The following is a 25,289-nucleotide window of genomic DNA, read 5'->3' on the forward strand; positions in this document are numbered from 1 at the left end:
CGTTATTTTTATAGATATTTTTTAATGAATTTGAAAAATATTTAAAACACTTTCATAAACGTTGTTATATAAGCGCTTAACGGATATATCAGATAGGACTAGATAGTTAAATTTGGTTGTGAATTATATATTTTATAGGCAGATTAAGCCTTTGGATAAGATAGAAAAGAACAGCATTAAAAACTGTACTATAAGTATTTTAACTGTAATTTTTAATTTGATAAAATCATAACAAACTATTGACTTTTGAAACCTTAACATTATAATGAAATCGTATTCATATACTAGTATATTAGATTCGACTGACTTATAATGAGGGGTGTAATGATGGATAACAAAAATCGGCGGGTGTTTGGACCAAATGGTCGTAAGATCACTTTAAAGCGCGCACTTTTGTATGGGCTTCCAGACATGATGGGCGGTGGTGGTTTTACAATTATCGGGGCTTTCTTGCTTTTCTTCTTTACCACGTTTGCTGGCTTGACGGCCACAGAAGGGGCATTGATCATCGGTATTGCGCGGATTGTCGATGCCGTTACCAGTTTGGTAATGGGTAGTCTGACCGATAACTTTTGGCGGACAAAATTGGGTCAGCGCTTTGGTCGACGCCATTTCTTCTTAATGATTGGTGCACCATTGATGCTGGAATACATTTTGATGTGGGTGCCAGGTAGAGGATTTTTCTACTATTTGATCGTTTACCTGCTGTTTGAAATTATTGCGGCTTCTGTGTTGATTCCTTGGGAAACGTTACCAACTGAAATGACTGAAGATTTTACGTCACGGACAAAATTGTCTTCTACCCGGATGTTCATTTCATCGACGGGCACATTTTTAGCAACTTTTATACCTGGACAAATTATTGGCCTGATGGGACAAAAAAATCCTTATGCTTATTTAGTTAATGGGATCGTCTTTGCAATTATCTTCATGATTTGTGTTTGGCTGGCAAATATTGCGACTTGGGAGCGGCCAGTTAGTAAAGAAATGAAGCAAGCTTACTATGATCAACCGAAACGGGGTTTCTTTAAGACACTTGGCAAAGAGTTCAAAGACTATCTTTCCACTTTAAGAATCAAGAGTTTCCGCAAACATATTGCCATTTATCTACTATCATTCACTGGTAAAGACACTTATAATACGATTTTTGTTTATTTCATCGTTTCTTGCATGGGTCTGACGGCAACAGACTCCGCAAATATCCTTTCATTATCTGTTATTGGCATCCCAACGACGATTCTGGCTGGGTATCTCATGATCAAGAAGGGGCCTAAGTTCCTGTTTATCAACGCTTATACCATCATGCTAGCGATGATTGCTGGTGATTATCTTGTGTATAAGCTGCAGCCGGACAATCCATTGCTATGGCTGTTTGCTATTGGCTTGATTTACCAAGTTGGTCGGCAGACTTTGGAGTTCACACCGTGGAACGTTTTCCCATTCATCCCAGATTTGGATGAAATTGTGACCAAGCAACATCGGGAAGGTATCTATGCTGCTTTTATGACTTTCGTACGGAAATCCACTGTCGCTGTTGCCACCATGATCGTAGGGGTTATTTTAGATGCTAGTGGTTACATTAAAGGTGCTAGTCACTTGTTGAATGAACCGAAATCAGCACGTGAGGCCATTGTTGGTATTTTGGTCTTCGGTGCTGGTGGCTTAGTCTTATTAGCTTTGCTGGTGGCATTGACCTTCAAGCTTAATAAGAAAACCCATGACGTGGTCTCAGAGGAAATCACGCGTTTGAAGAATGGTGGTTCTAAGGCTGACGTGACACCAGAAACACGTCAGGTTGTTGAAGAGTTAACCGGTTGGGATTATGACAAAGTTTGGGACGAAAAGAACGCCAATTAAAGTTTCAATCATGAAAGGAAGTTTATAAAATGCAATTGATAGACAGAGATTTTTTGTTAACAAACGAAATGGGTAAGAAATTGTTCCATGATCATGCAGAAAAGATGCCAATTATTGATTTTCACTGTCATTTGGAGCCTAAAGAGATCTATGAGAACAAAAATTATCCCAATTTGACCAGAATTTGGATCAACGATGGTTTGTTCGGTGATCATTATAAATGGCGGCTGATGCGGGCTAACGGGGTACCAGAAGCATTGATCACAGGCGACGGCGATGAATATGAAAAGCTCGTTGCTTGGGCTGGTACGATTGAGAAGGCCATTGGTAATCCATTATATGAATGGACCCATTTGGAATTACAACGTTTCTTCCATATTACAAAACCGTTGACGCGTGACAATGCCAAAGAAATCTGGGATACAGCGAACAAGTTGTTGGCAACAGATGATTTTAAACCCCGGAGCTTGATTCGCAACAGCAACGTCAAAGCTGTTTGTACCACCGATGACCCGGCTTCTGATTTGAAATATCACAAGTTGTTAAAAGCTGAAGAAAAGGAAAATGGCTTCAAAGTATTACCAGCAATGCGCCCCGATGCGGCGATGGCGATCAATGATAAAGATTACCAAAATTATTTAGGCAAATTAGGTGAAGCTGCTGGCGTTGAGATCACTGATTTTGATTCGTTGACACAAGCTTTCGAACAACGGTTTGAATATTTTGAAAGTATGGGTGGTCATTTATCAGATCACGGGTTGAACACGTTCCATTATGTGGCCGCTACGCCAGCCGAGCTCAATGAAATCGTTAAGAAACGACTCACTGGTGCCGCATTATCTGATCATGAAGTGGCAGCTTATGTGACTGGTTTAGTCAAAGTCTTGATGCGCTTAAATAAGAAGTTTGATTGGACGATGCAATACCATATCAATGCGATCCGCAATGCTAACAAACCAATGCTAGCTAAGATTGGACCAAATACTGGCTTTGATTCCATGGGGACGCAACCAGATATTGCTGACAATATGATGCAACTCTTCACAGATATGCAAACAGAAGACAATATTCCCAAGACCATCTTGTATTCACTCAATCCTAATGACTGGATGGAGTTAGCCACTGGGATGGGGGACTTCTATGGCGATGTGAAACAGAAACTACAACTTGGCGCTGCTTGGTGGTTCAATGACACACGCGAAGGTATGCAGAAACAGTTAGAAACAATGGCACACCAGAGCTTGCTGGCAAACTTTGTTGGTATGTTGACAGATTCTCGTAGTTTCTTGTCCTATCCGCGCCATGAATATTTCCGCCGAGTCCTATGTGATTACATCGGCGGCTTATCTGAACGCGGTCAAGTTCCTGAAGATGAGGCTTACCTTGGTAAAATTGTTGAAGACATTTCCTATAATAATGCTTATAACTACTTTGGTTTCTTCAAGTAGGCGGAGGACGCGATATGCAAACAATTGAAAATGATCACTTTAAAGTCACGATCAACGAATTAGGTGCTGAGATCACGAGTATCTATAATAAGACGGCTGATTTTGAATATATTTGGAACAATGAAATTTGGCCAAAGCATGCGCCCGTGTTGTTCCCAGCCATTGGTCGCTCCGAGGCTGATGCTTACACCTACCATGATAAGCAATATCCGATGCCCCAACATGGCTTCATCAGTGGGCAAACCTTTGATGTTTTGGAACAGACCCATGATTCACTAGTTTTAGGTGTGACTGATAGTGGCGATACCCATCAGTATTTTCCGTTTAGCTTTCAATTTAAAGTTAAGTTTGTGCTGACTGAGCGGAGTTTGGCGCTGACATTTACGGTTAATAATACCGATGCTAAAGAATTTGCCTTCTCCTTAGGTTCACACCCGGCATTTAACGTGCCGATCGCTGACGAAGGGACTTTTGATGATTATCAAATTGATTTCAAGCCTAAGTTTGAAACCTTGACACACTTTGAAATCGTTAAGACACCGGCACCTTATCGTTCCGGAAAATTAATCCCAGTTGAAGGCTATCAGGACGGGACGTTAATGTTGAGCCACGATCTCTTTGAAGCTGGCTTAATTATTATTGAAAATAAAGGGATTCAGTCTTTGACCCTACATGCGCCTAAAGCTAAGCATCAGGTCAAAATCGATTTAGGCGATTTTCGCTATGTTTGCTTATGGACTAAGGAAGGCACCGAAGCCCCATTCTTATGTATTGAACCCTTTGCAGGATTACCAGATGTCACTGGCAAGATGAGTGATTTATTAACGAAAGAAGCAAATACCAAATTAGCACCAGGATTTACCAAAGCATTTAATTACAATATTCAGTTAGGATAGGTGATAAATAAAATGGTTAAATTATTGGATGACTATGTTACAAATAAAGCTGCTTTTGAAAAGGCAGGCATTACCGTACCAACTTATGACGCTGCAAAAACAAGTGCCGAAACGAAAAAGGCGCCAGTTTGGTTGCACTTTGGCGGTGGGAACTTATTCAGATGTTTCCATGCAATGATCGCCCAAAAATTATTAGATGCTGGTGAATTAGACGCTGGTGTGCTGGTCGGCGAAACTTGGGACGATGCCGTAGTTAAAGATATCTACAAGAAGTATGATGACCGTATTTTAAGTGTCGTTATGAAAGCCGATGGCACTTTAGATAAGACCTTGTTAGCTAGTGTTGGCGACGCCGAATATTTCAATCGTGATAATCCTGCTGGCTTTGAAGCAATTACAGCCGCTTTCAAATCTAAATCATTGCAGTTCGTGACTTTTTCAATTACTGAAAAGGGCTACGCTTTGACAGATATGAATGGTAACTTAACTGCCCAAGCACAAGCAGATATCAAGGGTGGCCCAGACAAAGCAGCGACCAACATGGGCTTGATGGCTTACTTACTCTATACTCGTTTTCAAAATGGCGCTTATCCAATTGCCATGGTCAGCACCGACAATTTCTCTGAAAATGGTCAGAAATTAGAAAATGCTGTCTTAACAATCGCTAAAGGCTGGTTAGAAAATGGGTCAGTCGATCAGAAATTTGTTGATTATCTATCTGATCCTAAGCAAGTCAGTTTCCCTTGGTCCATGATCGACCGTATCACGCCTAATCCTTCTGAGAAAGTCAGTCAACAATTAGCTGCCGCCGGTTTTGAAGATACCGATATTTTACATACAGCTAAACACACGAATATTGCGCCATTTGGGAATACAGAAGAAGTTCATTATTTGGTCATTGAAGATAGTTTCCCTAATGGACGTCCGGCTTTAGACAAAGCAGGTGTGATTTTAACCGATCGCGATACGGTCAATGATGCGGATCAAATGAAAGTCACAGCTTGCTTGAATCCATTACACACGTCATTAGCCATCTTTGGCTGCCTATTGCGGTATCAATCGATTGCTGAAGAAGTCGCTGACCCAGATTTGTTGAATTTGATCAAGAACTTAGGTTATGGCGAAGACCTATCAGTTGTCGTTGATCCTAAGATCATCGATCCAAAACAATTTATTGATCAATTGATCCAAAAACGGCTGCCAAATAAGAATATCCCTGATACCCCACAACGGATCGCAACGGATACCTCACAAAAATTGCCAATTCGCTATGGTGTCACGATTCAACACTACATCGATGATCCAAGCCGAGATCCTAAAGACTTGGAATTCATTCCGTTGATCTTAGCCGGTTGGTGCCGTTACTTAACGGGCATCGCTGATGATGGGGCATCATTTGAATTGAGTAACGATCCGTTGTTAGATCAATTGCAACCACGCTTCAAGAATGTGCAATTAGGCGCTGATATAGACGCTCATGAGATTTTACAACCAATTTTGGCCAACAAGTCAATTTTTGCTCACGATTTATATGCCATTGGTTTAGGTGAAAAAGTTGAAGCATACTTCAAACAAATGTTGCAAGCTAAAGGCAGTGTGCGCGGTACGATTCAAGCTGCCCTTAAAGCACATGGCAAAAATTATTAAGCAGATTTAAGTCAATTATAAAGAAAAGGTGAATAAACTTATGGAAATGGGTTTTCGTTGGTACGGGTCCAAAGATGACGATGTGACATTACCACAAATTCGTCAAATCCCGGGTATGAAACAAGTTGTCGGTGCATTATTTGATGTGCCAGTGGGTGAAGTTTGGCCTGAAGCTGAAGTCAAAGCACTTAAAGAACAAGTCGAAGCAGCTGGCTTGAAATTAGAAATTATTGAATCTGTCAATATCCACGACGATATCAAGATCGGATTACCTAGTCGGGATAAATATATTGCAAACTATATTGAAACTATTAAAATTTTGGCGAAATATGGGATCAAAACAATTTGCTATAACTTTATGCCAATTTTTGACTGGGTTAGAACAGACCTACATTACAAATTACCGGATGGCTCAACCGATTTAGCTTTCCAACATAAATTAGTGGAAGGCGACCCTGAGGATATCATCAAGTCTGTGCAGGATAACTCTCGTGGTTTTGTACTGCCTGGCTGGGAACCTGAACGTTTGGCCGAAGTTCGGCGCTTATTCAAAGCTTATGAAGATGTTGATGCTGAGAAATTAGCTGAAAATATGTCTTATTTCTTGAATGCCATCATGCCAACCTGTGAGAAATATGATGTCCGCATGGCCATGCATCCAGACGATCCACCACGTTCTTTATTTGGACTGCCAAGAATTTACAAGAACGTCGAAGACATGCGGGCAATTGCGAATATGTATGATTCGCCGTATAATGGCTTCACGATATGTACCGGTAGTTTGGGTGAAAATCCAGATAATGATGTACCAGCAATCATCCGCGAGTTTGTCAAAGCTGACAAAGTACCATTTATGCATGTCCGCAATATTAAATTCATGGGTAATGAAGGGGACTTCCACGAAGCTGCCCACTTATCCAGTGAAGGCTCTTTAGATATGTATGAAATTATGAAAGCTTTGCATGATACCGGCTTCAATGGTGTGATTCGGCCAGATCATGGTCGGGATATTTGGGGTGAACAAGGTCGTCCCGGTTACGGGCTATATGACCGAGCTTTAGGCGCTACTTACCTTAATGGTTTGTGGGAAGCTTTAGAAAAAGCTTAATAAGATGAGTGGGAGTAACAATTATGATCAATCCAGAACGTACTGAAAACATGCAATCACGGGCTTACCAGGAGATTATCAAACGCATTTTGCGTGCGGAATATGTCCCTGGTGAAAAAATATCCGAGAAGTCGTTAGAAGCAGACCTTCAGTTAGGACGAACGCCAATTCGAGAAGCATTGATCCAGCTGCGTAAGGATGGGTTGATCGAAGTTATTCCCCAAAGCGGGACCTATATTACCAAGATCAATATCAAACGGGCTACCGATGCGCGGTTCATTCGGCAAAGTGTTGAACGCAAGATCATGGTCGAGGCAGCGGCTAAGGCAACAGAGGCCAATGTCCAAATTGTGATGGCAAATATTGACGCCCAAGTTACGGCTGCCAAGGCTAAAGATCATGATAAGTTTTTCGAATTGGATGAAGCTTTTCATTATTCGTTTTATCAAATGACAGCTAAAGAAAACGTCTGGGATTGGCTGCAAACGATCAATATCCAATTGAATCGGTTCCGCTGGTTACGCTTACAGATCACGAAGCTGGATTGGTCCAGCCTGATCACAGATCATCGCCATCTCTTAAAAGCCGTCGCAACGCATGATCCCGAAGAAGCCGAGCGCTTGAGTATGAACCATTTGCATTTAATGTTAGAAGAAGAACAACCTTTATTTGAAGCTTTTCCAGAATATTTTACAGATATCCAGAATTGATCGTTGTTGGAATGTAATTGCGTTATAATATATGAGAAATGTCATTTACAAAGGAGAAATAAATAAGTCTATGGCTGATTTACAAAAAGTAAAAGTGCTCCAAAGAATTGAAGACGCTGGTGTTGTTGCGGTTGTCCGGGGCAAATCTGTCGAAGAAGCGGTTAAGATCAGTGAAGCTGCCATCAAAGGTGGGATTGCGGGCATCGAATTAACTTTTACCGTGCCGCATGCTGACCAAGCCATTGCCCAATTAGTTGAAAAATATGGTGATGACAAGGCTTTGATTGGTGCTGGAACTGTTTTAGATCCAATTTCAGCCCGTTTGGCAATCATGGCTGGGGCACAATATATTATTAGCCCAAGTTTCAACGGTGAAGTTGCTAAATTATGTAATCTCTATCAAGTGCCTTATTTACCTGGTTGCTTTACGATTACAGAAATGCAACGTGCTCTAGAAGCAGGCTGTGATATCATCAAACTCTTCCCAGGTAGCGTTGCTGGACCAGGTGCCGTCAAGGCTGTCAAAGCACCATTACCACAAGTTAACTTGATGCCAACTGGTGGCGTCAACTTAGATAATTTAGAAGCTTGGTTTGATGCTGGTGTCATTGCAGTCGGTGCCGGCAGTAACTTAGTTGGTCCTGGTGAAAAGGGCGACTTTGATCAAGTTACTGAGAATGCTAAAGCCTATTTAGCTAAAATCAAAGAAATTAAAAGCAAAAAATAATGATTACGGGCAACCGTAGTTGTTAAGTATGAGCGCGAGACAAAAGGCCGTTGCCTTTTGGAACACGTTTAAAATTTAATTATTCGTAACTAAATACGAGGGCAAAAACAAAACGTTAGTTTTGTCTTGCTCTCGTATTTTTTAGGCTTATTTATTCAATTCCTAAAACGTTGCGGTGCGTTCCAGTAGCTAATAATAGTAAAGTGAGTCGGTCTGCATCAATGTTATAACGTAGTAACCAGTCACCTTGAATGTGTAACTCTCTGTCGCCATTAAATTTTCCTCGAAGTGGATGATCCTTAAGTTTTTTCAAAATGGGCCGATCATTATAATAGACCGCCGCAATAGCTTGATCTAATAGTGTCATATTGTAACCGGATTTTTTTAATTTTTTATATTGTCGTTTAAACGAATCGGCGCGTTTAATGATCATCGTTTAGGTCTTTAAGCAAGCTTTCCAAAGAATTAAATGTTTGATAATCACCTTCACTGATTTCTTTATGTGCATGTTGGGTTGCCTCATTTAATGGGTCGCGCAACGATGGTTTGAAAGGTAGCTGTTTATCTCGAGCAACTTGTTTCAAATAGATATTGATACCTGTACTCAGATCCATACCTAAATCGTTAAAAACCTTACGTGCTGCTTCTCTAGTTTCATAGTCCAAGCGAACAGTAATGGCAGAACGTTTTTTAAGATCCATATGATCACCTCTCTACATGATTTTAGTACATTGGTCATACATTGACAATATAAAAGCATTATAATTAAACCGTTGATACCACTTGCTTCAAGGTACTAGTAAATTACAAAAGAATCTAACGGATTGATTATTTGACTTTACGCCTAATCAAAATATTTCAAAGATGGAAAGGGCGAAAGTTCAAGGAATGCTGAATAATATCGTATAAACTGTAGTTTTTAAGCGCGAGTTTACGCAGCAATAAATAATTCTAGGAATAAGATTGTGGCTTGGCAAATCTTTAATTAAAAGAAATAGTTCTCTGTCTGCTAGAATGATAAATGGGAATGTGTCCAAACAATCATTGTAGGAGGGGAAAGCCATGCGCAAAAAAACATCAAACATTAATAGACAGAAAGTTATGAAATGGTGGTGGTTATTAGCAGCTAGTGGTGTCGCTTTATACGGCCTTATGCGGTGGTTCTCGACAAACCAATATATTGCTTTAATATTTTGGGGCTATCTTATTGGGGAGGGTTATTTTTATGGCATTTATGTATGACCGTGCTTAGAATAATGCTTTGATCACCAATTACATATCGTTTAGTATTTCCCATGATTATTGGTTTAAATTTGGCGATAATATAAGGTCGCAAACGTTTCGTTTCTTTGATCAAGAGCCTGATTCTTGCAGCTGTCATCAGAAGGACGCTAATGGCTGTGTTCCACACAGTAGTACAAGATTGATGCTACCGTCTGATTAGTAATAATGCTCTAAGTTGGCGGATGGCTAAAGCCATAAACATAGTGCCCCTTAAAAGTTAGACCGAAAATCCGACTTCTAAGGGGTACTGCAGTTTTACCCTGACCGCTTGATGTAACAGCCACTATATGAAACGATTACTTATTTGCCAAGTAACGTTTTATGACTGCCTGTACGAACAAGGGTCAAAAGATTATCTGATATTTGGTATATCAATAGCCAATCACCACTTTTGCCATCAACGTGCAACTCGTGATGACCTTTCCAAATGCTGTTGGGTGCCAGGGCATGATCATGGTATCGTGTTACTAATTCTTGGTTGTGGGTACCTTCTGCTAAGAGATCGATCACCGTTTTTAATGCATCAAGCGAATAATGTTTCTTTTGTAGCTTTTTTAGATCTCGTCGGAAGGTTGGCGTAAAATTTAATTCAAGCATCTAAATCATGCCACATATCTTTGGTATTTTTATAATATTTACGTGTTTTTTCCGGGTGTTCGGATTCCTTTAAGGCACGTAGCGTCTCGATCGGGAGACTGGTGGGTGTAAATGGAAGTTCATGAGTCTTTACCATTTTTGTGATAAACATGGTCACAGCCGTTGTAAGGTCAAGGCCCATATCATTAGCGATTTCTTGACCGGCTTTTTTTAGTTCGGGATCGATTCGAATACTTAGACGTGTATCCTTTTTTTTAGCATCCATAGTACATACACCTCCTTATTATTATTTTACCTCCATAAGTTACCGAGTGCAACCCAATGGATACACGTAAGGCACACAAAAAGTGATTTAGACAGATAACGATTTTTCCATTTTGGTCATTCGTGGTTAGGGTAAGGTCATGGTCTTTTGGCATACAGTTAAAAATTAAATTACTCTCAAGAGGTTAGTTATGTGAATAAAGACGGTTAATGACTAAATTGATAAATATTTCACAAATTATCCTAATAATATGTTACAGTTAGGTCTGTAAGGTAATTCTATCTAAAGGGGATAATGTGAATATGAAATCAAACTTTGATTTTTTAATGCCTAGTGTGAATTTCTTTGGACCTGGCGTCATTGAAAAAATTGGTGCTCGGGCTAAAATGCTAAATATGAAACGGCCGCTGATCGTAACGGACCAATTTCTTGAAAGTTTATCTGATGGCGCTGTAGCTCAAGCAACAGCTTCGTTAAAAGCTGCTGGCGTTGATTATGTCATTTACAATGGCGTCGAGCCAAATCCTAAGGTACATAATATTCAAGAAGCAAAGGCCCTTTATTTAAAAGAAAAATGTGACAGTATCATTACTATTGGCGGCGGCTCTGCGCATGATACGGGGAAAGGTACCGGAATTATTCTAACGAATGGTGACGATATTACTAAATTGGCTGGGATAGAAACGTTAACAAACGCCTTGCCACCATTGATTGCAGTTAATACAACCGCTGGAACCGGTTCAGAGTTAACGCGGCATTGTGTGATCACGAATACCGAAACGCATTTGAAATTTGTCGTCGTTTCATGGCGTAATATTCCGTTAGTATCGTTTAATGATCCGATGTTGATGCTAGATGTACCGAAAAGTTTAACTGCAGCAACAGGGATGGATGCCTTTGTTCAGGCAATTGAACCTTATGTCTCCACCAATCGGAATGCAATTACAGATAGTCAATGTATTCAAGCTATCAAACTCATTGAAACCAGCTTGCGGGAATGTGTTGCAAACGGGCATAATATTGAAGCACGTACTAAGATGGTGGAAGCCGAAATGTTAGCTGGTATGGCCTTTAATAATGCCGATTTAGGTTATGTGCATGCGATGGCGCACCAATTAGGCGGCCAATATGATGCCCCGCATGGGGTTTGTTGTGCACTGCTCTTACCAGTGGTAGAACAGTATAATATCATTGCTGCACCAGAGCGCTTCGCTGAATTAGCACAAATTATGGGTGAAAATACAGCTGGCTTGTCGGTACGGGAAGCGGCTGATCTATCCATTAAAGCTATGCGCCAAATGGCTGAAGATGTTGGCATTCCTAAGAGCATCAAAGCAATTGGTGCTAAGCCAGAAGATTTTCCATTAATGGCTGAAAATGCTTTAAAAGACGGCAATGCATTCTCGAATCCACGTAAGGGGACTAAGAAAGAAATCATTCAGCTTTTCCAAGAAGCTTATGACGCAGAATAGCTTAAAATAAGGTATAACCATAGACTCAGGTGCAAAATTATTATTTTGCCCTGGGTCTTTTATTAGCTTTATTTATAAAGTCCGTAGTGGTTCAAAAAGATGCTATCTACATTTGTTTTTTAAATAAATGAATAAAACAATTTATCGTATTGCTTTTCGAGTTGAATCTTAGATTGCTTAATAATTTTATTGTTGGGTCTACTTAAAATTTCGTGTAAAATTGAAAGGGTATTTTGACAAATACATTTAAACTGCAAAACAATCAGAGAGTGAGACAAAAAGCGCTCAGCACCTGAGCACTAACAAGAATTACGAAAAATGGTGGGCTTTCCATTTGAGCCATTCGTGGTTAGGTGAGAGTATTGCCCTTTGGAACACATTTAATTTAATTGTTTACAAATAAATAGTGACTGAAAACAAAAACATTAGTTTTGTCCCAGCCACACTGGTATTAAGCTTAATATGCATCATATCAATCCGTTTTGGGAGGCACGACAATGTCGTTGACTGGAATCAAAGCATCTAAGAAAATCAAAGTTCGGATTTTAATTACCATCTGTTTTATCCTGCTCAGTTTAATTTTTATCTTACCTGTATGGGCTTACCCTAAAATTTTAGTGAGTGCTGATGATAGTCTCTTTCACATTCCGCGTTTAATTAGTCTGCAAAATGCGTTGACGCACGGTCATTTATTGCCAGGCTATGATTTTAATACTTTTGGGAATGTTGGTTCTGCCATCAATATTTTTTATCCTTATGTTACCACGGCACTACCTTTGGTTTTGATTCACCTGGTTGTTCATAATTGGATCCCTGCTTTTTTGATTTTTTTATTTTTGACGACATTAGCAACTCTGGAAATTGCTTACCATTGGTGTAAAAAACTGCTGCAGAGTGATGTAGGTGCTTTTGTTTTTTCGGTTGTCTATACCTATGCTATGTATCGTATTGCTTCGGCCTACATGCGTCTAGATTTGGGAGAATATATGGCCGCAATGATCCTGCCGATTATTTTTGTGAGTTTAGAATTATTGCTGCAAAAACATGATGTGCAACAATGGTATTGGTTAATGCTTGGCATGAGTTTTTTAATATATACTCATTTACTATCAGTATTATTAGTTATTGGGTTAATTTTAATACGGCTGTTGATCAGTCTGCCTATGATCAATAAAACAGTTATGATGGCGCTCATAAAGGCAGCCGGCGCCACCTTATTGATTAGTACCTATCAAGTGATTTCGTTGCTGGAACAGTATCATTATCAGCCGTTGCGTAGTGTGGGTACATCTGCATTAGAGCGTATTCTAAAAACGCCAGCCCAGATGTTGAAATTTAGTGTCAATAATAACGTTTATGTTTATACTATTGGCACAGTTGGCGTGATCGCACTGGTAATTATCCTAAGTCAGCTGACAAAATTACAGGTAAACGGCATTGATTTAGGGCCAATGGCATTTTTGGGCATTTTAACCTTTTACTTAACGACTGATTTATTTCCTTGGAAGCAGCTAAATCATACGCCATTTGCTATCATACAGTATCCTTATCGGTTTAATTTTTTCGCTACTTTTTTTATTTTGTTTGTAGCTGCGGCGATTTTAGCCAAAGGTAATCAAAAAAGCAGCACACTGTTAATGATCAATGCGCTGACGATTACAATGTTGCTATTTGTTAGATCCGCCAATGGCATTATCCATAAATCTTGGCGCCAAAATGTCCCTTTCGTTAGCCTAGAGCACAAAGTAGAGATCAATGATTTTAAAAATTTTACTACCACAGACTACCGGCCAGTCACGACAGAGCCCTATGATAATGACATCAACCACCATATTGCGGTGATAGGCCAACAACGCAAGCCGGTAATGGTAACGAGTACAGCGGATCATTATGCTGTCAATCTAACAACTACAAGCAAAAATCAAAGCGTTGATCTGCCAATCATCAATTATCGAGGCAATCAAGTTTTTGCTGGGCAAAAGAAAATACCAACGACAATTTCACCAAGAGGCACGCTGCAAATGACCTTAAAACAAGCTGGAAATCATCGATTATTGATTGGCTATCAACCAACCAAGAAACGCATTTTTGCGAGTGTCATTTCGGTCATCGCCTCGATTACACTTATAAGTAACCCTTATTTCACAAAATATGGCCTGAAAGTGCCCAGGCAGCATGGCAAAAAAAGTGAAATTTGAAAAATAAAAGCACTATTATGATGCTGCATCTATACTGTGACAAGTGTTTTTAATTTTTGGGTAATGATTGGATCATAAAAAAGTCGATAGCCCGCGGCATTAGGGTGGGTACCAGTGCCGCCAACAGCATGATTACTGCCATTGTGGTCTACTGTGTCATAGGAATAATCATGCTGATATTGTTCTAAAAAAGCGTTAAAATTACCTGCTGTATAAAGGTCAGCCACCGCAATCGACCATTTACGCATAATTTTTAAAGCTGTGGCTTGCATGACATTTTGCACGCGTAAATCCCGTGCCGGTGTTTTATGGGTAGCGATATAAAGCAGTTTAGCTCCTTGGTATTTCGTTTCCAGCAAGCGGCAAATGGTTTCTACAGCGCCACAATAAGTTTTGGAATCGAGCGCATCATCATAAGTGATTTGGCCCATGATTTGGGGATCATCGACCACTTGGGCATAGGCATCATTATCTACCGCATCAAAGACGATAAGATCTGGTACTTTTGTCGGTGCATTTTCAATTTGGGTCACGATGTTATTCGTATCCGTGGTTCTAGCAGCGGCACCATTGACGCAGAACTTTCTGTAAGTCATTTGATTAGCTTGACCGATATCGTCCACAAAACTGGTATTTGCCAGATGGCCATTAACAATACTGGTACCGAACGCGTAGAGGACTTTGCCATTTAATGGATTGTTTGATTTTTCCGTCATATTTTCACCTTCAATAAAGTAATAGAATTACATACTTATATTGTAATCGCTTTACAAAAGATTAATAGGGTCTATTCTAGACGAAAAACCAGAAAATTTAGACAAACAAAGCCGGGTATTTTTTGCTTTTGACGGCTGTTTAGAAGTTAGCTCAAATAACCTCAAAAATCAGATGTTGTGTCTGTTTCTGAGGTTATTTTTATGTTTAAATTAAAAGAACGAAGCAAAAAACAGCCTCTTAGCAGCTATTCAAGATTAAGTCGGGCGTTAATATAAATTGGAGTTTACCAAAATGAAAAAAGTAACCTTAGCAGTTGGCCTATTCGCGATATTTCTGGCTGGTTGTTCGATACAACAGCCAGTCGTTAATCGCAATCATAAACCTGAAACAGTTCATGATCACAGTAAGTCAAGCCGTTATCACCAAGCTGTTATAACTGCGCAAAAGAAAGGTAGCAAACAGCGTCAAGCTTTAGCAGCAGTTGCCAAACACTATATTGGGCGTGCGGGTTCTGATGCTAGTTCTAACCGTGATAGCGTGATGATCTACCCAAGCAAGGTTAAGGCTTATGCTGGTCGTGTTAGGGGTTATAAAGGGATCGTTGTTTCGGGAGTCGTCACTAACTGGCGCCCCCATGCACGGTCAGCCAACCATGAAGTTTTGACCGAATATGAGCTTTTGGTGAATCGGCAGCTGACTTTCCGCGCAAAACAAAATTTGGAGGGGACCACGATCAAAGTTTTGCATCTTGGCGGCTATACAACAATTGGGGACCAGATGGATGGCATGCCAGATAAACCACAGGTAGCCGCAGTTGAAAGTGAAAAAGTTATCTTTACGGAACAGATTTCCAGCCCGCTTCCAAGAATTGGCGACCAAATCTTCATTGCCTTAGTCCCGAATGATCGGCAAGCTAATCTAAACTTTTATAATCAAAACCGCTTCTCTAAAACAGACATTTTTTCATTAGCTGCTGGTGACAATTGTTATTTCTTCTTTAATAAGCACACGAAGCAATATGAAGCCAGAATTGCTGACCCAGAAACTGGACAACTTAAAGCGACCAATTTAAACAGTGGGGAAGATGATGCTTACCAAAAAGCTCGACATGAAATGTTAGCAGATGTGAACCGGCATTATCGCGAGAGTGAAACCAAAAATGTTGATGGTTAAACCAAAGGTATTCACAGTGAGCATGTAGTGATCAAGTGTTTTATACTTAAGATTATGACATTCTTTGATAATAATGAGTTAGAAAAAATTATGAATTTCATGACTATTCCTTGCCTAGAAATAGGAAGATTTATGAATAGTACTAAAAGTATTGAAATCGTTTTAAAAGATGGGTAGTCTAAACGACATCAATGTTTTAAGTTAGTAGGTGATTTTTAATGCTCACAACAGATGAGTTACAGTTGTTAGGTTTTCTTTTTCTTGCTGTCTGTATTCTTTTACATCGGCCGTTTCAACGAACTCAGCTCTATCAAAAGCTATTAAAACCACACTTAGTTCCTATTTTAAGCCTGCTATTTTTGATTATTATTAGTTGGCAACTATGGTTATATGGATTTCATGCTTTGATGATGCCGTTACTTGTTCTAGCGGTTGTCGGTATATTTATTGGCTGGCGAATTCAATATTCAGTTAAATCATGATGGTTGATTTCAGTGTTATGAGAGTCTAAAAATAACCTCAGAAATAGATTGACTGTCTGTTTCTGAGGTTATTTATTTGTATTTTTTATTCAAACTGAGCTTGGTACAACTTAGCGTAGTCGCCGCCTTGGGCCAATAAACTTTCATGTGTACCAGTTTCGACAACTTGACCATCATCTAAGACGACGATTTGATCGGCGTTGTGAATGGTGGATAAGCGGTGGGCAATGACTAAGCTGGTACGAGATTGCATCAGGTTGTTTAGCGCGTTTTGAATGGTTTTTTCTGACTCATTGTCTAGGTTGGCGGTGGCTTCATCTAAGATGACAATTTGGGCATCTTTTAAGAGGGCCCGGGCAATGGCTAAGCGTTGGCGCTGCCCGCCAGAAAGTTTAATGCCCCGTTCACCGACTTGTGTGTCTAATTGATTGGGTAGACCAGCGATAAAAGTTTTGATATCAGCCAGTTCAGCCATCTGCCAGATCTGGGCGTCGGTTGCGGCTAAAGTACCATAACGAATATTGTCCCGGATCGTCCCATCAATAATGGCGATATCTTGGGAAACAATGGCAATATTTTGCCGTAGGGATTGTAATTGGATTTGCGTAATTGGTAAGTTATCGAAGTAAATCTGGCCTTGATCGATATCATATAAACGATCAATCAATTTGGTGATTGTTGATTTACCAGCACCAGAGTGGCCAACCAAAGCGGTTTGTTGCCCATAAGGTATTTTGAAAGAAACATCGGTCAATGCGGCATGTTTGGCTTTTTCGGCCGGATCATCTGCTTTGAAAGTGAAATAAACATGGTCTAAAGTGATGCCTTGTTTTAATTGCGGCATGGCAACGGCAGCTTTGGCATCAATGATTTGCGGTTTGACTTGGGTCACAGCCTTGATGCGACTATACGAAACTAAGGATTGCTGCAGCTGATTCAATAGGCGCGTGAAGGAACTGATAGGATTTTGCAGCATACTGACATAGCTCAGGTAGGCAACGAGACCCCCCACGGTGAGCTGGTGCTTAATGACAAAATAGGCGCCTAGCAGTAAGACGATTGCAACCCCAAGGTAATTCACACCATCGACTAAAGGTGAAAAGATGGCTTGATTCTTGGTGGCATTGATCATATTCATCTTATTTTGATCAGCATATTTGCCGAAAGTTGTTTCTTCTGAATCTTCACTGGTATAACTCTTGATCAAATCAATTTGGGTCAAAGTATTTTGCATTTGGTTGGACATTTGTGATTGGGATTGCCGCACCCGAATGAAGGCGGCGTGGATCCGATCGCGAAAATAACGATAAATAAAGAAAGTCAGAGGGAAGGTCAAACTAACGGCCAGCGCCATTTGCCAATTTTTGTAAAAAATAAAGCCCAGCACGCCAATGAAAGTAAATAGGTTACCGATCATAGCTAACATGTTGGCAGAAATTAAACTTTGCATATTATTGATGTCACTGGTCAAACGCACCATCAAATCACCGGTTTTGCTAGATTCGAAGAAGTGCGTGTCTTGATGCAAAATATCATTATACAGCTGGGTGCGTAGATCGGTGATCGCTGTCTGGCTCATCACACCCATGTAATAGGTTGAGATGAAGTTAAATACACCTAACACGACTGCAGTTAATAAAAGTAGCCCGATGCTAATAAAGAGTAATTTGAAATGGGCTTGCGGGATTACTTTATCAATGATGAACTGCTCGATTTGCGGGAGCACAAATTGTAAGAGCGTGATCACCGTCAGCGCTAAAATATTAAGGCCTAAGATCCAGCGTTTCTTCAAGACATTGCGAAAAACGAAGTGAAACATTTCTTTGATTGTTGGATTTGTTTGCGTCATATTAGCGGCCTCCTTGTCCAGAGAGTAACTATAAAGCATCAAACTTAAAAGCGCAAAGAAAATACTTAGGCACCTAAATTATGCTTTTTATTCCCGAAAATTAAATTAAAATTGAAAATTAAAGTATTGTTGGTTAAGCTAAACATACTGACTTATGATAAGTAACCATAAAATTAGAACTTAAATGATTATTGTCAGTCAGCTTTGACATAAGATTAACAACAAAGGAGTCGATCATATTTTGGCTAAAATAGAACAACTGCCACTGACATTGCGTTCAGGTGTTACGTTGCCGAATCGGATCATGATGTCACCCATGACGACGCAGCAAAGCTTTTATAATGGGACGGTGACCCAAGATGAGATTGCTTATTATGCGGCTCGAGCTAGGGGACTTGGCGCTGTGATCACTGGCGCAGCTAATGTTCAAGCAGATGGTAAAGGCTGGCCCGGTGAGTTGAGTATTGCCGATGACCAGATGTTACCTGAGCTTACTGAGTTAGCTAAAGCGATTCAAGCGAAGGGTGCCAAGGCGATCATTCAAATTTTTCATGCTGGTCGGATGACGGATCGTTCCACACTTGGCGGTGTTCAACCCGTCTCAGCCAGTGCGGTGGCGGCTCCACGGCCAGGGGCAGAAACACCACGAGCAATGACGCTTGCTGAAATCGAACAAGTGATCAAATCTTTTGGTGCGGCTACCAAGCGAGCTATTGAAGCTGGCTTTGATGGGATTGAATTGCATGGGGCGAATACTTATCTGATCCAGCAATTCTTTTCCCCACATTCTAATCGTCGGACAGATCAATATGATGGGGATCGGCAAGCTCGGTTTACTTTTATCAAAGAACTATTGACTGAAGTTTTTGAAACTGTGCATCAGTATGCTAAGCGCCCCTTTATTGTCGGTTATCGGATTTCTCCAGAAGAGTTTGAAACACCAGGTATTCGTTTTGCGGATACTTTATGGTTATTAACCCAGCTCCAAAACTTTGATCTAGACTACATTCATCTATCTGAAAATGATTATCAGCGGATTGCTCAGGATCCAGATTATCAAGATCATAGTATGCTGTTTTATGTCCATCAAGCTTTGCAGGGGAAACTGCCATTGATCGGTGTCGGTAATGTCCGCAATCGCCAAGATGTGACACAAGTTTTGGCGGATGCAGAATTAGTAGCTGTGGGCCGGCAATTGATTTTCGACCCTGATTGGGCACTAAAATTACAGCAGGGTGCCGATGAGACGATGCTGACCGCACCTTTCAAAGAAGCACTCAAGAGCATACCTTTGAATACACCATTGCGTGACTTTGTTGCTACAATGGTCTAGAAATTAATTTTGCTCATTGTGAATTAAATATTTATGAAATAAAAACCCGTAAAAAATAGTGCCACTTTTTACGGGTTTTTATCTATTTTAAAGGGTATGTTATTTTTTGATTTACTTTAACATAAGATATGTAAGTGATTACATAATTGTCAATCAATTATCAGCTTAAATCGTTTTTAATTGAGCATAATTGGTAATAAATTGGTGGCTGGTCATTTAAAGCGTCCCCAAGCCATCATTAAATATTTTATACCAATCGTTCCACAAGCTTTGAATCTGAATGATTAAAAGGAGCGTCGTAATGACAGAAAAATTTTTAATTTCTAAAGATACAAGTGTTGTGACGGATTATACCAATGATGTCTTGCGCAATGCAGCTAGAATTTTGACTCGAGACATTGCACAGACCGTGACTGCTCAGGGCGACAAAAATGAAATCGCTTTGATCTTGGATAGTGACCGTGATCAAGATGAAACGTTTTTGGTCACGCAAGTGGATGATAAGCGTGTAGAAGTTCATTCTGGTACCGCACGTGGTGTGATGTATGGTGCTTTAGCTATTTCAAAGCAAGTCTTAAAGATCGATGAATTTTGGTTTTGGTTAGATAAACTACCAAAACCAACGCCTTATGTCACTTTGCAAGATACGACACAGTTAAGGCTGCCAAGATATCATGTGAAATACCGCGGCTGGTTCGTCAATGATGAATTACTTTTGAATCATTGGGAATATCGGGAATCTACTAAGAATGTTTGGGAAATGATTTATGAAACCTTGTTACGCTGCGGTGGGAATATCGTTATTCCAGGGACAGATACCAATGCACATTTGAATCGTTCCGACGCGGTCAAAATGGGTTTGATGATTGCGCATCACCATGCAGAACCGCTGGGTGCTGAAATGTTTTCGCGTGTTTATCCTGATTTAGATGCCTCATATCTCAAACATCCAGATCTTTTCAAAGCCCTATGGCAAAAGAGTATTGATGAACAGAAGGATAATGATGTGATTTGGAACATTGGCTTTAGAGGTCAAGGGGATCGCCCATTCTGGTTAGATGATGATCATGAATATACTTTGGCGGAAAAAGCAGCTGTCATCAATAAAGTCATTAAGATTCAGTATGACATGGTCAAAAAAGCGGATCCTAATGGACAATGTTCCATCAATATTTATGGTGAACTAACAGGTTTTTATAACGCTGGGTTACTGGACGTCCCTAAAGACGTGATTCAAATTTGGGCTGACAATGGCTACGGTAAAATGGTTTCACGCCGGCAAATGAATGATGATCCACGTTCTGAAATTTTGAAAAATGGGGACCCTAGCATTTCTCAAGGTATTTACTACCATGTGGCTTTCCATGATTTACAAGCTTCCAATTTTTTGGCACTACTGCAAATTGATCCACACTATGTTGCTAATGAACTCAACAAGGTTCGGGTAGCGGGGATGGATGACATGGTGATGTGTAATACGGGGAATATCAAACCCCACATCCTCTTCTTAAGATTGATGATGCAATTCTGGCGGGAAGATTTTGAAGTCCAGTCTAATGCTGAAATTTTAGCGGACTATGTTAATACCTACTACGAAACAAATCAAACAGAAATTGCTGCTTTATATCAAGCTTACTTTGATACAACTTTCAATTATGGCAAGCATACGGATCAAAAAGCCGGTGAGGAATTTTATACTTACACATTACGTAAAATCATCGCAACGTGGATCGCTCAAAAGCAAAAGTTGCCTGAGATGGAATGGTTAACTGGCGATAAGAAGTTTATCGGGCAACTCGCGCAGATCGATGAACTGATCAGTGACCATGTCAAACCATTTGCTAAATTAGCCAATCAAGCGCGCCTGCTTTTAGAAAAATTACCAGCTGAGGATCGTCATCGGTTATATAACGACCTCTGGCTAAGCATTGCGGTACATGCCTATCCCTTAAAAGCACTCAAATTAACCATTGATGCCTTTGATGCCTTCTTTGCTGATACCGATGATTATTATGTCAATTCATTCTTATGTGCTAGTAAGGCAGCTGAAGCGCTGGATCAAGTTTTACAGGCTTGGCAAAATAATCCTACCAAGAAATGGGCTCACTTCTACGACAACGATTGCTATACCAATACCTCGTTAACGATTGAGACCTTGGGCACGTTACGGAATTATATTCGCATCATTGGCGATGGACCTGATGAAGATCAATGGGAACGGCAATATTTGATGGCTAAGAGCGATGCCAAGATCATGTTATTGTCCAATACGCATAAAGCCTATGATGATGATGAATTAGCAACGCGTTTACTAGGACTGAATAAATTTAACCAGACAAAGGGCTAGTTTTGCTTAGCCATTATAAAGGAGGATAGAGGTCAGCCGCTGCGAAAAATGAATTTCTGCATTTATTTATGTAAGCGTTTGTGATAGCTATTGTTTTTAATTATTAATTAAAGGAGTTTACGAACATGGAAACAAAAAGTCATGATAATACCCCCGTCGAACACGACGGCTGGAATGAGTATGCCAATAAATCCATTTATCATGCCCATGGCAAAGTTGGGGTGACTCGCTCCATTGGTTTTGGTCTGTTCTCATTCTTTAGTATTTCGATGCAGGGCTTAGTCGGAGCTTGGCTGTTATTCTTCTATACCACATTTTGTGGTTTGACTGCTGGGCAAGGGGCCACGATCTTCTTAATTGGCCGTGTCGCTGATGCGATTGCCTCACTAGTTATGGGGAATATTTCTGATAATATTTATAAATATAAGTTAGGCCGAAAATTTGGTCGGCGGCATATTTTCATTCTAGTTGCCGCACCATCAGTTCTATTTGCCATCACGATGTGGGTTGCTGGCATGGGCTATTGATACTACTTAGTTACTTATATTATTACCACCGTATTGATGTCTGTCTTACAAATTCCTTGGGAAACTTTACCAAATGAAATGACTAAGGATTATAACCAACGGACAACCATGTCCACTGCTCGGATGGTTATCGCTGGTTTAGGGAACATGTTAGCCCAATTTGTACCCGCCCAATTATTCCATTTCTTCCCTAAGACTTCACCAACACCATACTTATTGATGCAAGCTGGTTTTTCAATTGTCACTTTCTTCTTGATTTTCATTACTTATAAGAGTACATGGGAACACTTTGTGACTAAGGAAGAAGCTAAGCGGATCGAAGCTGAAGCGTTACGTGAGAATAATGGTCAAAAACCAAACTTAAAATCTGAGCTCAAAAATTATTTCTCAACCTTTAAGATCAAGAGTTTCCGAATCCATATGGGTATTTACCTAAGTTCATATTTTGCTTCCATTTTATGGTCTACCGTTTTTGTTTACTTTATCGTCTTCGTTGTTGGTAAAACAACGAGTACCTCTGGTTTCTTACAGTCTTTAAGTATTGTTTCTGTGCCAGTTACGTTACTAGCTGGGTATATCGTCACTAAAATTTCACCAAGAATGCTTTATACTTTTGGGTATTCTTTGATCTTGATCAGTTGTCTAGATTGGGCCTTCGTTGCCTTGACTAAGCCAGCAAATGTTATGGTTTGGTTAGTTATCGGGACATTGTTGTATGAAATTGGCCTTTACATCTTATACTTTGTTCCTTGGAACGTCTTTCCATTCATTCCTGATGTCGATACCTTAGTCACTGGTAAAAACCGGGCTGGCTTATTCGCTTCAGTCATGGTCTTTATCAACCAGATCAGTCAAGGGCTAGCTTCTGTTGTTGCAGGCTACTTACTTGACTTCGGTGGTTTTCGCGAATCTACGAATGGAGCTGTAACACAGCCTGCTAGTGCCATTCACATGATCACATTCGTTGTTTCCGGTGGTGTCGGGATCATGATCCTATTAGCGCTCTTCTTTGCCAGCCGCTTTAAGTTGAGTAAGAAGACATTCAATGTGTTAGCTGCTGAATTGAAACGGCTCCAAGATGGCGGCAGCACTGCTGATGTTGATCCGCATACTAAAAAAGTTTGTGAAGATTTAACTGGTGTGCCATATGACTCCATCACTGCTTGGGAAAAGAATGATACAGTCACCAATAAATCTTAATTGATTACATTTAGTCATTAAAAAGCTCATTCTTAATTTGAATGAGTTTTTTGCGTCAGAAAAATAAATTATTAAAGTGTAGAATAAGTTTAAATAGATGTGATTGGAGTTAGCGGGCATGAAACGACAGCGTTGGTTTTGGGTGATCACGATTGGTGTGGTGTTATTAGCATTCATCGTTGGGTTAAACTTTTCAAATCATTTTAAGGTCGCACCAACGGCTCAGCCTAAGACAAAACTGACCTTTGTTTGGTGGCGTGGTGACCGACGTAATGAGGATTACATTAAAGCAATTCGTTTATATGAACGCCGGCACCCGGATGTGGAAATTGATTATAAATATTACACCTGGCATGATTATTGGCAAAATTTGTCGGCAATGATCGCTGGTGGGAAAGCACCAGACATTATGCAGATGGATATCATGTATGTGGCTGAATATGGTCGACGGGGGTACTTGAAGGATCTTAAGCCGTTGGTTCAACAAAAGTTGATTCATACAGCTGCCATTGAGCCATCGGTACTAAATAGTGGTGTCATTGATCACCATCTCTATGCCTTAACATTGGCGGTCAATGCGATGGGCACATTTAGTAATGCTAAATTGCTAACGACGACAAGTTCGACAGCACCTAAAGATTTTACTGATTGGATGACTCAGATTGAGCAAAGTCATCAAGCTACTGGTAAATATGGCTATGTGGATAACGGCGATGTTTATGTGCCCTTAGAATATTACTTACGTACGCACCATCAGGAATTGGTTCAGTACAATGCCCAAGGCTATCCGGTGGTCGGGTTTGATAAAGCAACATTTATTGCTTTTTTTGATGCTTTTTATCGGGCTGCTCAGCAACAGGCAATTCCTAGTGCGGAGTTAGCCGCAAATACAAAAAGCATGGATGAAAATCCCATGGCAACAGGAGAAGCAGCTTTTCATCAGAATTGGTCAACTACTTATCTGTGGTACCAATTAGCAGCAAAACGGCATCAGCAGAACTTAACCTTGACGATGCCTTATGCCGCTAAGCAAACCCATGCCCTGTATTATCATCCAACCTATATGTTAGCCATCAGTAAGCAAACCAAACATGCCAAAGCAGCGGCTAAGTTTATCAATTATATGGTCAACAGTAAAATCGTTTCACAGAAATATATTGGTGCCTGGCTCGGGTTGCCAGCCAACCAAACGCTACAAAAGCCCTTGGCAAAAGCAATCCAACAGCAGCCAGCTGAAAAGGCAACGATTGATTATTTGCTGCAGATCAATCCTTATACTAGTCGCCCAGCACCTACGCCACCAAGTGGTTTTATTGAAATCAATGATACGTTGAATGATATTTATACGCAGGTGTCTAAGGGACAAATGACGGGTGAAGCAGCGTATGAGGCCTATATGGCTAAATTTAAGACTGTCATTCAAGTCAATTACTAGGGGTAAGCTAAATGAAA

21 protein-coding genes and 1 pseudogene are annotated in these 25,289 nt (G+C 40.2%); 16 read left to right on the top strand and 6 right to left on the bottom strand.

Annotated elements, in window-relative coordinates:
- The first annotated feature begins 324 nt into the window (after positions 1-324).
- From FHQ08_RS04805 to FHQ08_RS04835, 7 genes are all read left to right on the top strand, one after another.
- Entirely contained in the window at positions 325-1,857 is a 1,533-nt protein-coding gene (locus FHQ08_RS04805) for an MFS transporter (RefSeq protein WP_230913261.1), read from the top strand.
- 29 nt (positions 1,858-1,886) lie between these two features.
- On the top strand, positions 1,887-3,305 hold the full coding sequence (uxaC, locus tag FHQ08_RS04810) for a glucuronate isomerase (protein WP_230913262.1): 1,419 nt from the start codon (positions 1,887-1,889) through the stop codon (positions 3,303-3,305).
- A 14-nt stretch (positions 3,306-3,319) separates the two neighbouring features.
- Complete coding sequence (locus tag FHQ08_RS04815; protein ID WP_230913263.1) at positions 3,320-4,201, top strand: aldose 1-epimerase family protein; 882 nt, start codon at positions 3,320-3,322, stop codon at positions 4,199-4,201.
- A 12-nt stretch (positions 4,202-4,213) separates the two neighbouring features.
- A complete protein-coding gene (locus FHQ08_RS04820; protein ID WP_230913264.1) occupies positions 4,214-5,848 on the top strand; it encodes a mannitol dehydrogenase family protein in 1,635 nt (544 codons plus the stop codon).
- Between the two features lie 40 nt (positions 5,849-5,888).
- Complete coding sequence (gene uxuA / locus FHQ08_RS04825) at positions 5,889-6,956, top strand: mannonate dehydratase (RefSeq protein ID WP_230913324.1); 1,068 nt, start codon at positions 5,889-5,891, stop codon at positions 6,954-6,956.
- A gap of 23 nt (positions 6,957-6,979) precedes the next feature.
- On the top strand, positions 6,980-7,666 hold the full coding sequence (locus FHQ08_RS04830; RefSeq protein WP_230913265.1) for a GntR family transcriptional regulator: 687 nt from the start codon (positions 6,980-6,982) through the stop codon (positions 7,664-7,666).
- Between the two features lie 70 nt (positions 7,667-7,736).
- On the top strand, positions 7,737-8,393 hold the full coding sequence (locus tag FHQ08_RS04835; protein ID WP_230913266.1) for a bifunctional 4-hydroxy-2-oxoglutarate aldolase/2-dehydro-3-deoxy-phosphogluconate aldolase: 657 nt from the start codon (positions 7,737-7,739) through the stop codon (positions 8,391-8,393).
- 151 nt (positions 8,394-8,544) lie between these two features.
- Here the strand turns inward: FHQ08_RS04835 and FHQ08_RS04840 are convergent, their stop codons facing one another.
- Complete coding sequence (locus FHQ08_RS04840) at positions 8,545-8,826, bottom strand: type II toxin-antitoxin system YafQ family toxin (RefSeq protein ID WP_230913267.1); 282 nt, start codon at positions 8,824-8,826, stop codon at positions 8,545-8,547.
- A complete protein-coding gene (locus tag FHQ08_RS04845) occupies positions 8,816-9,094 on the bottom strand; it encodes a type II toxin-antitoxin system RelB/DinJ family antitoxin (protein WP_230913268.1) in 279 nt (92 codons plus the stop codon). Before FHQ08_RS04845 ends, FHQ08_RS04840 begins: the two co-directional genes overlap by 11 nt.
- Positions 9,095-9,455: 361 nt before the next feature.
- Here FHQ08_RS04845 and FHQ08_RS04850 point away from each other — a divergent pair, with 361 nt between their 5' ends.
- A complete protein-coding gene (locus tag FHQ08_RS04850; RefSeq protein ID WP_230913269.1) occupies positions 9,456-9,635 on the top strand; it encodes a hypothetical protein in 180 nt (59 codons plus the stop codon).
- 342 nt (positions 9,636-9,977) lie between these two features.
- On the opposite strand, the gene FHQ08_RS04855 is transcribed toward FHQ08_RS04850, so the two are convergent.
- Positions 9,978-10,274, bottom strand: coding sequence for a type II toxin-antitoxin system YafQ family toxin (locus tag FHQ08_RS04855; protein ID WP_230913270.1), 297 nt, complete (start codon positions 10,272-10,274; stop codon positions 9,978-9,980).
- The gene (locus FHQ08_RS04860) at positions 10,267-10,539 is read right to left on the bottom strand and encodes a type II toxin-antitoxin system RelB/DinJ family antitoxin (protein ID WP_230913271.1); all 273 of its coding nucleotides are present in this window, start codon (positions 10,537-10,539) and stop codon (positions 10,267-10,269) included. The genes FHQ08_RS04855 and FHQ08_RS04860 overlap by 8 nt, the downstream gene beginning before the upstream one ends.
- 302 nt (positions 10,540-10,841) lie before the next feature.
- Here FHQ08_RS04860 and FHQ08_RS04865 point away from each other — a divergent pair, with 302 nt between their 5' ends.
- Both FHQ08_RS04865 and FHQ08_RS04870 read left to right on the top strand, forming a co-directional pair.
- On the top strand, positions 10,842-12,011 hold the full coding sequence (locus tag FHQ08_RS04865) for an iron-containing alcohol dehydrogenase (protein ID WP_230913272.1): 1,170 nt from the start codon (positions 10,842-10,844) through the stop codon (positions 12,009-12,011).
- 497 nt (positions 12,012-12,508) lie between these two features.
- Positions 12,509-14,209, top strand: a complete 1,701-nt coding sequence (locus FHQ08_RS04870) for a 6-pyruvoyl-tetrahydropterin synthase-related protein (protein ID WP_230913273.1) — start codon at positions 12,509-12,511, stop codon at positions 14,207-14,209.
- A gap of 29 nt (positions 14,210-14,238) precedes the next feature.
- Here the strand turns inward: FHQ08_RS04870 and FHQ08_RS04875 are convergent, their stop codons facing one another.
- Positions 14,239-14,925, bottom strand: coding sequence for an SGNH/GDSL hydrolase family protein (locus tag FHQ08_RS04875; protein ID WP_230913274.1), 687 nt, complete (start codon positions 14,923-14,925; stop codon positions 14,239-14,241).
- Positions 14,926-15,217: 292 nt separating this feature from the next.
- Here FHQ08_RS04875 and FHQ08_RS04880 point away from each other — a divergent pair, with 292 nt between their 5' ends.
- Both FHQ08_RS04880 and FHQ08_RS04885 read left to right on the top strand, forming a co-directional pair.
- Positions 15,218-16,099: a hypothetical protein gene (locus FHQ08_RS04880; protein WP_230913275.1), complete on the top strand. Its 882-nt coding sequence runs from the start codon at positions 15,218-15,220 to the stop codon at positions 16,097-16,099.
- Positions 16,100-16,317: 218 nt separating this feature from the next.
- Positions 16,318-16,581, top strand: a complete 264-nt coding sequence (locus tag FHQ08_RS04885) for a hypothetical protein (protein WP_230913276.1) — start codon at positions 16,318-16,320, stop codon at positions 16,579-16,581.
- 85 nt (positions 16,582-16,666) lie between these two features.
- On the opposite strand, the gene FHQ08_RS04890 is transcribed toward FHQ08_RS04885, so the two are convergent.
- Positions 16,667-18,430, bottom strand: a complete 1,764-nt coding sequence (locus FHQ08_RS04890) for an ABC transporter ATP-binding protein (RefSeq protein ID WP_230913277.1) — start codon at positions 18,428-18,430, stop codon at positions 16,667-16,669.
- Positions 18,431-18,671: 241 nt separating this feature from the next.
- Here FHQ08_RS04890 and FHQ08_RS04895 point away from each other — a divergent pair, with 241 nt between their 5' ends.
- The 4 genes and pseudogenes from FHQ08_RS04895 to FHQ08_RS04910 all read left to right on the top strand — a co-directional run bounded on the left by FHQ08_RS04895 (position 18,672) and on the right by FHQ08_RS04910 (position 25,272).
- Positions 18,672-19,763 carry an NADH-dependent flavin oxidoreductase gene (locus FHQ08_RS04895; RefSeq protein ID WP_230913278.1) on the top strand — a complete coding sequence of 364 codons (1,092 nt, stop codon included), beginning with the start codon at positions 18,672-18,674 and terminating at the stop codon, positions 19,761-19,763.
- A gap of 301 nt (positions 19,764-20,064) precedes the next feature.
- Complete coding sequence (locus FHQ08_RS04900) at positions 20,065-22,110, top strand: glycosyl hydrolase 115 family protein (protein ID WP_230913279.1); 2,046 nt, start codon at positions 20,065-20,067, stop codon at positions 22,108-22,110.
- A gap of 269 nt (positions 22,111-22,379) precedes the next feature.
- Positions 22,380-23,837 (top strand): annotated as a pseudogene (locus FHQ08_RS04905) (MFS transporter).
- Between the two features lie 118 nt (positions 23,838-23,955).
- Positions 23,956-25,272, top strand: coding sequence for an ABC transporter substrate-binding protein (locus tag FHQ08_RS04910; protein WP_230913280.1), 1,317 nt, complete (start codon positions 23,956-23,958; stop codon positions 25,270-25,272).
- Positions 25,273-25,289: the final 17 nt, after the last annotated feature.

It is taken from the genome of Agrilactobacillus fermenti, assembly GCF_021030645.1.
GTDB lineage: Bacteria > Bacillota > Bacilli > Lactobacillales > Lactobacillaceae > Agrilactobacillus > Agrilactobacillus fermenti.

Bases quoted from the DNA above. Each gene is read 5' to 3' on its own strand.
- FHQ08_RS04840 (WP_230913267.1), bottom strand. From the start codon at position 8,826: ATGATCATTAAACGCGCCGATTCGTTTAAACGACAATATAAAAAATTA.
- FHQ08_RS04860 (WP_230913271.1), bottom strand. From the start codon at position 10,539: ATGGATGCTAAAAAAAAGGATACACGTCTAAGTATTCGAATCGATCCC.
- FHQ08_RS04815 (WP_230913263.1), top strand. From the start codon at position 3,320: ATGCAAACAATTGAAAATGATCACTTTAAAGTCACGATCAACGAATTA.
- FHQ08_RS04850 (WP_230913269.1), top strand. From the start codon at position 9,456: ATGCGCAAAAAAACATCAAACATTAATAGACAGAAAGTTATGAAATGG.
- FHQ08_RS04865 (WP_230913272.1), top strand. From the start codon at position 10,842: ATGAAATCAAACTTTGATTTTTTAATGCCTAGTGTGAATTTCTTTGGA.
- FHQ08_RS04855 (WP_230913270.1), bottom strand. From the start codon at position 10,274: ATGCTTGAATTAAATTTTACGCCAACCTTCCGACGAGATCTAAAAAAG.
- FHQ08_RS04910 (WP_230913280.1), top strand. From the start codon at position 23,956: ATGAAACGACAGCGTTGGTTTTGGGTGATCACGATTGGTGTGGTGTTA.
- FHQ08_RS04880 (WP_230913275.1), top strand. From the start codon at position 15,218: ATGAAAAAAGTAACCTTAGCAGTTGGCCTATTCGCGATATTTCTGGCT.
- FHQ08_RS04885 (WP_230913276.1), top strand. From the start codon at position 16,318: ATGCTCACAACAGATGAGTTACAGTTGTTAGGTTTTCTTTTTCTTGCT.
- FHQ08_RS04845 (WP_230913268.1), bottom strand. From the start codon at position 9,094: ATGGATCTTAAAAAACGTTCTGCCATTACTGTTCGCTTGGACTATGAA.
- FHQ08_RS04900 (WP_230913279.1), top strand. From the start codon at position 20,065: ATGACAGAAAAATTTTTAATTTCTAAAGATACAAGTGTTGTGACGGAT.
- uxaC (WP_230913262.1), top strand. From the start codon at position 1,887: ATGCAATTGATAGACAGAGATTTTTTGTTAACAAACGAAATGGGTAAG.
- FHQ08_RS04830 (WP_230913265.1), top strand. From the start codon at position 6,980: ATGATCAATCCAGAACGTACTGAAAACATGCAATCACGGGCTTACCAG.
- uxuA (WP_230913324.1), top strand. From the start codon at position 5,889: ATGGAAATGGGTTTTCGTTGGTACGGGTCCAAAGATGACGATGTGACA.
- FHQ08_RS04870 (WP_230913273.1), top strand. From the start codon at position 12,509: ATGTCGTTGACTGGAATCAAAGCATCTAAGAAAATCAAAGTTCGGATT.
- FHQ08_RS04805 (WP_230913261.1), top strand. From the start codon at position 325: ATGATGGATAACAAAAATCGGCGGGTGTTTGGACCAAATGGTCGTAAG.
- FHQ08_RS04890 (WP_230913277.1), bottom strand. From the start codon at position 18,430: ATGACGCAAACAAATCCAACAATCAAAGAAATGTTTCACTTCGTTTTT.
- FHQ08_RS04875 (WP_230913274.1), bottom strand. From the start codon at position 14,925: ATGACGGAAAAATCAAACAATCCATTAAATGGCAAAGTCCTCTACGCG.
- FHQ08_RS04835 (WP_230913266.1), top strand. From the start codon at position 7,737: ATGGCTGATTTACAAAAAGTAAAAGTGCTCCAAAGAATTGAAGACGCT.
- FHQ08_RS04820 (WP_230913264.1), top strand. From the start codon at position 4,214: ATGGTTAAATTATTGGATGACTATGTTACAAATAAAGCTGCTTTTGAA.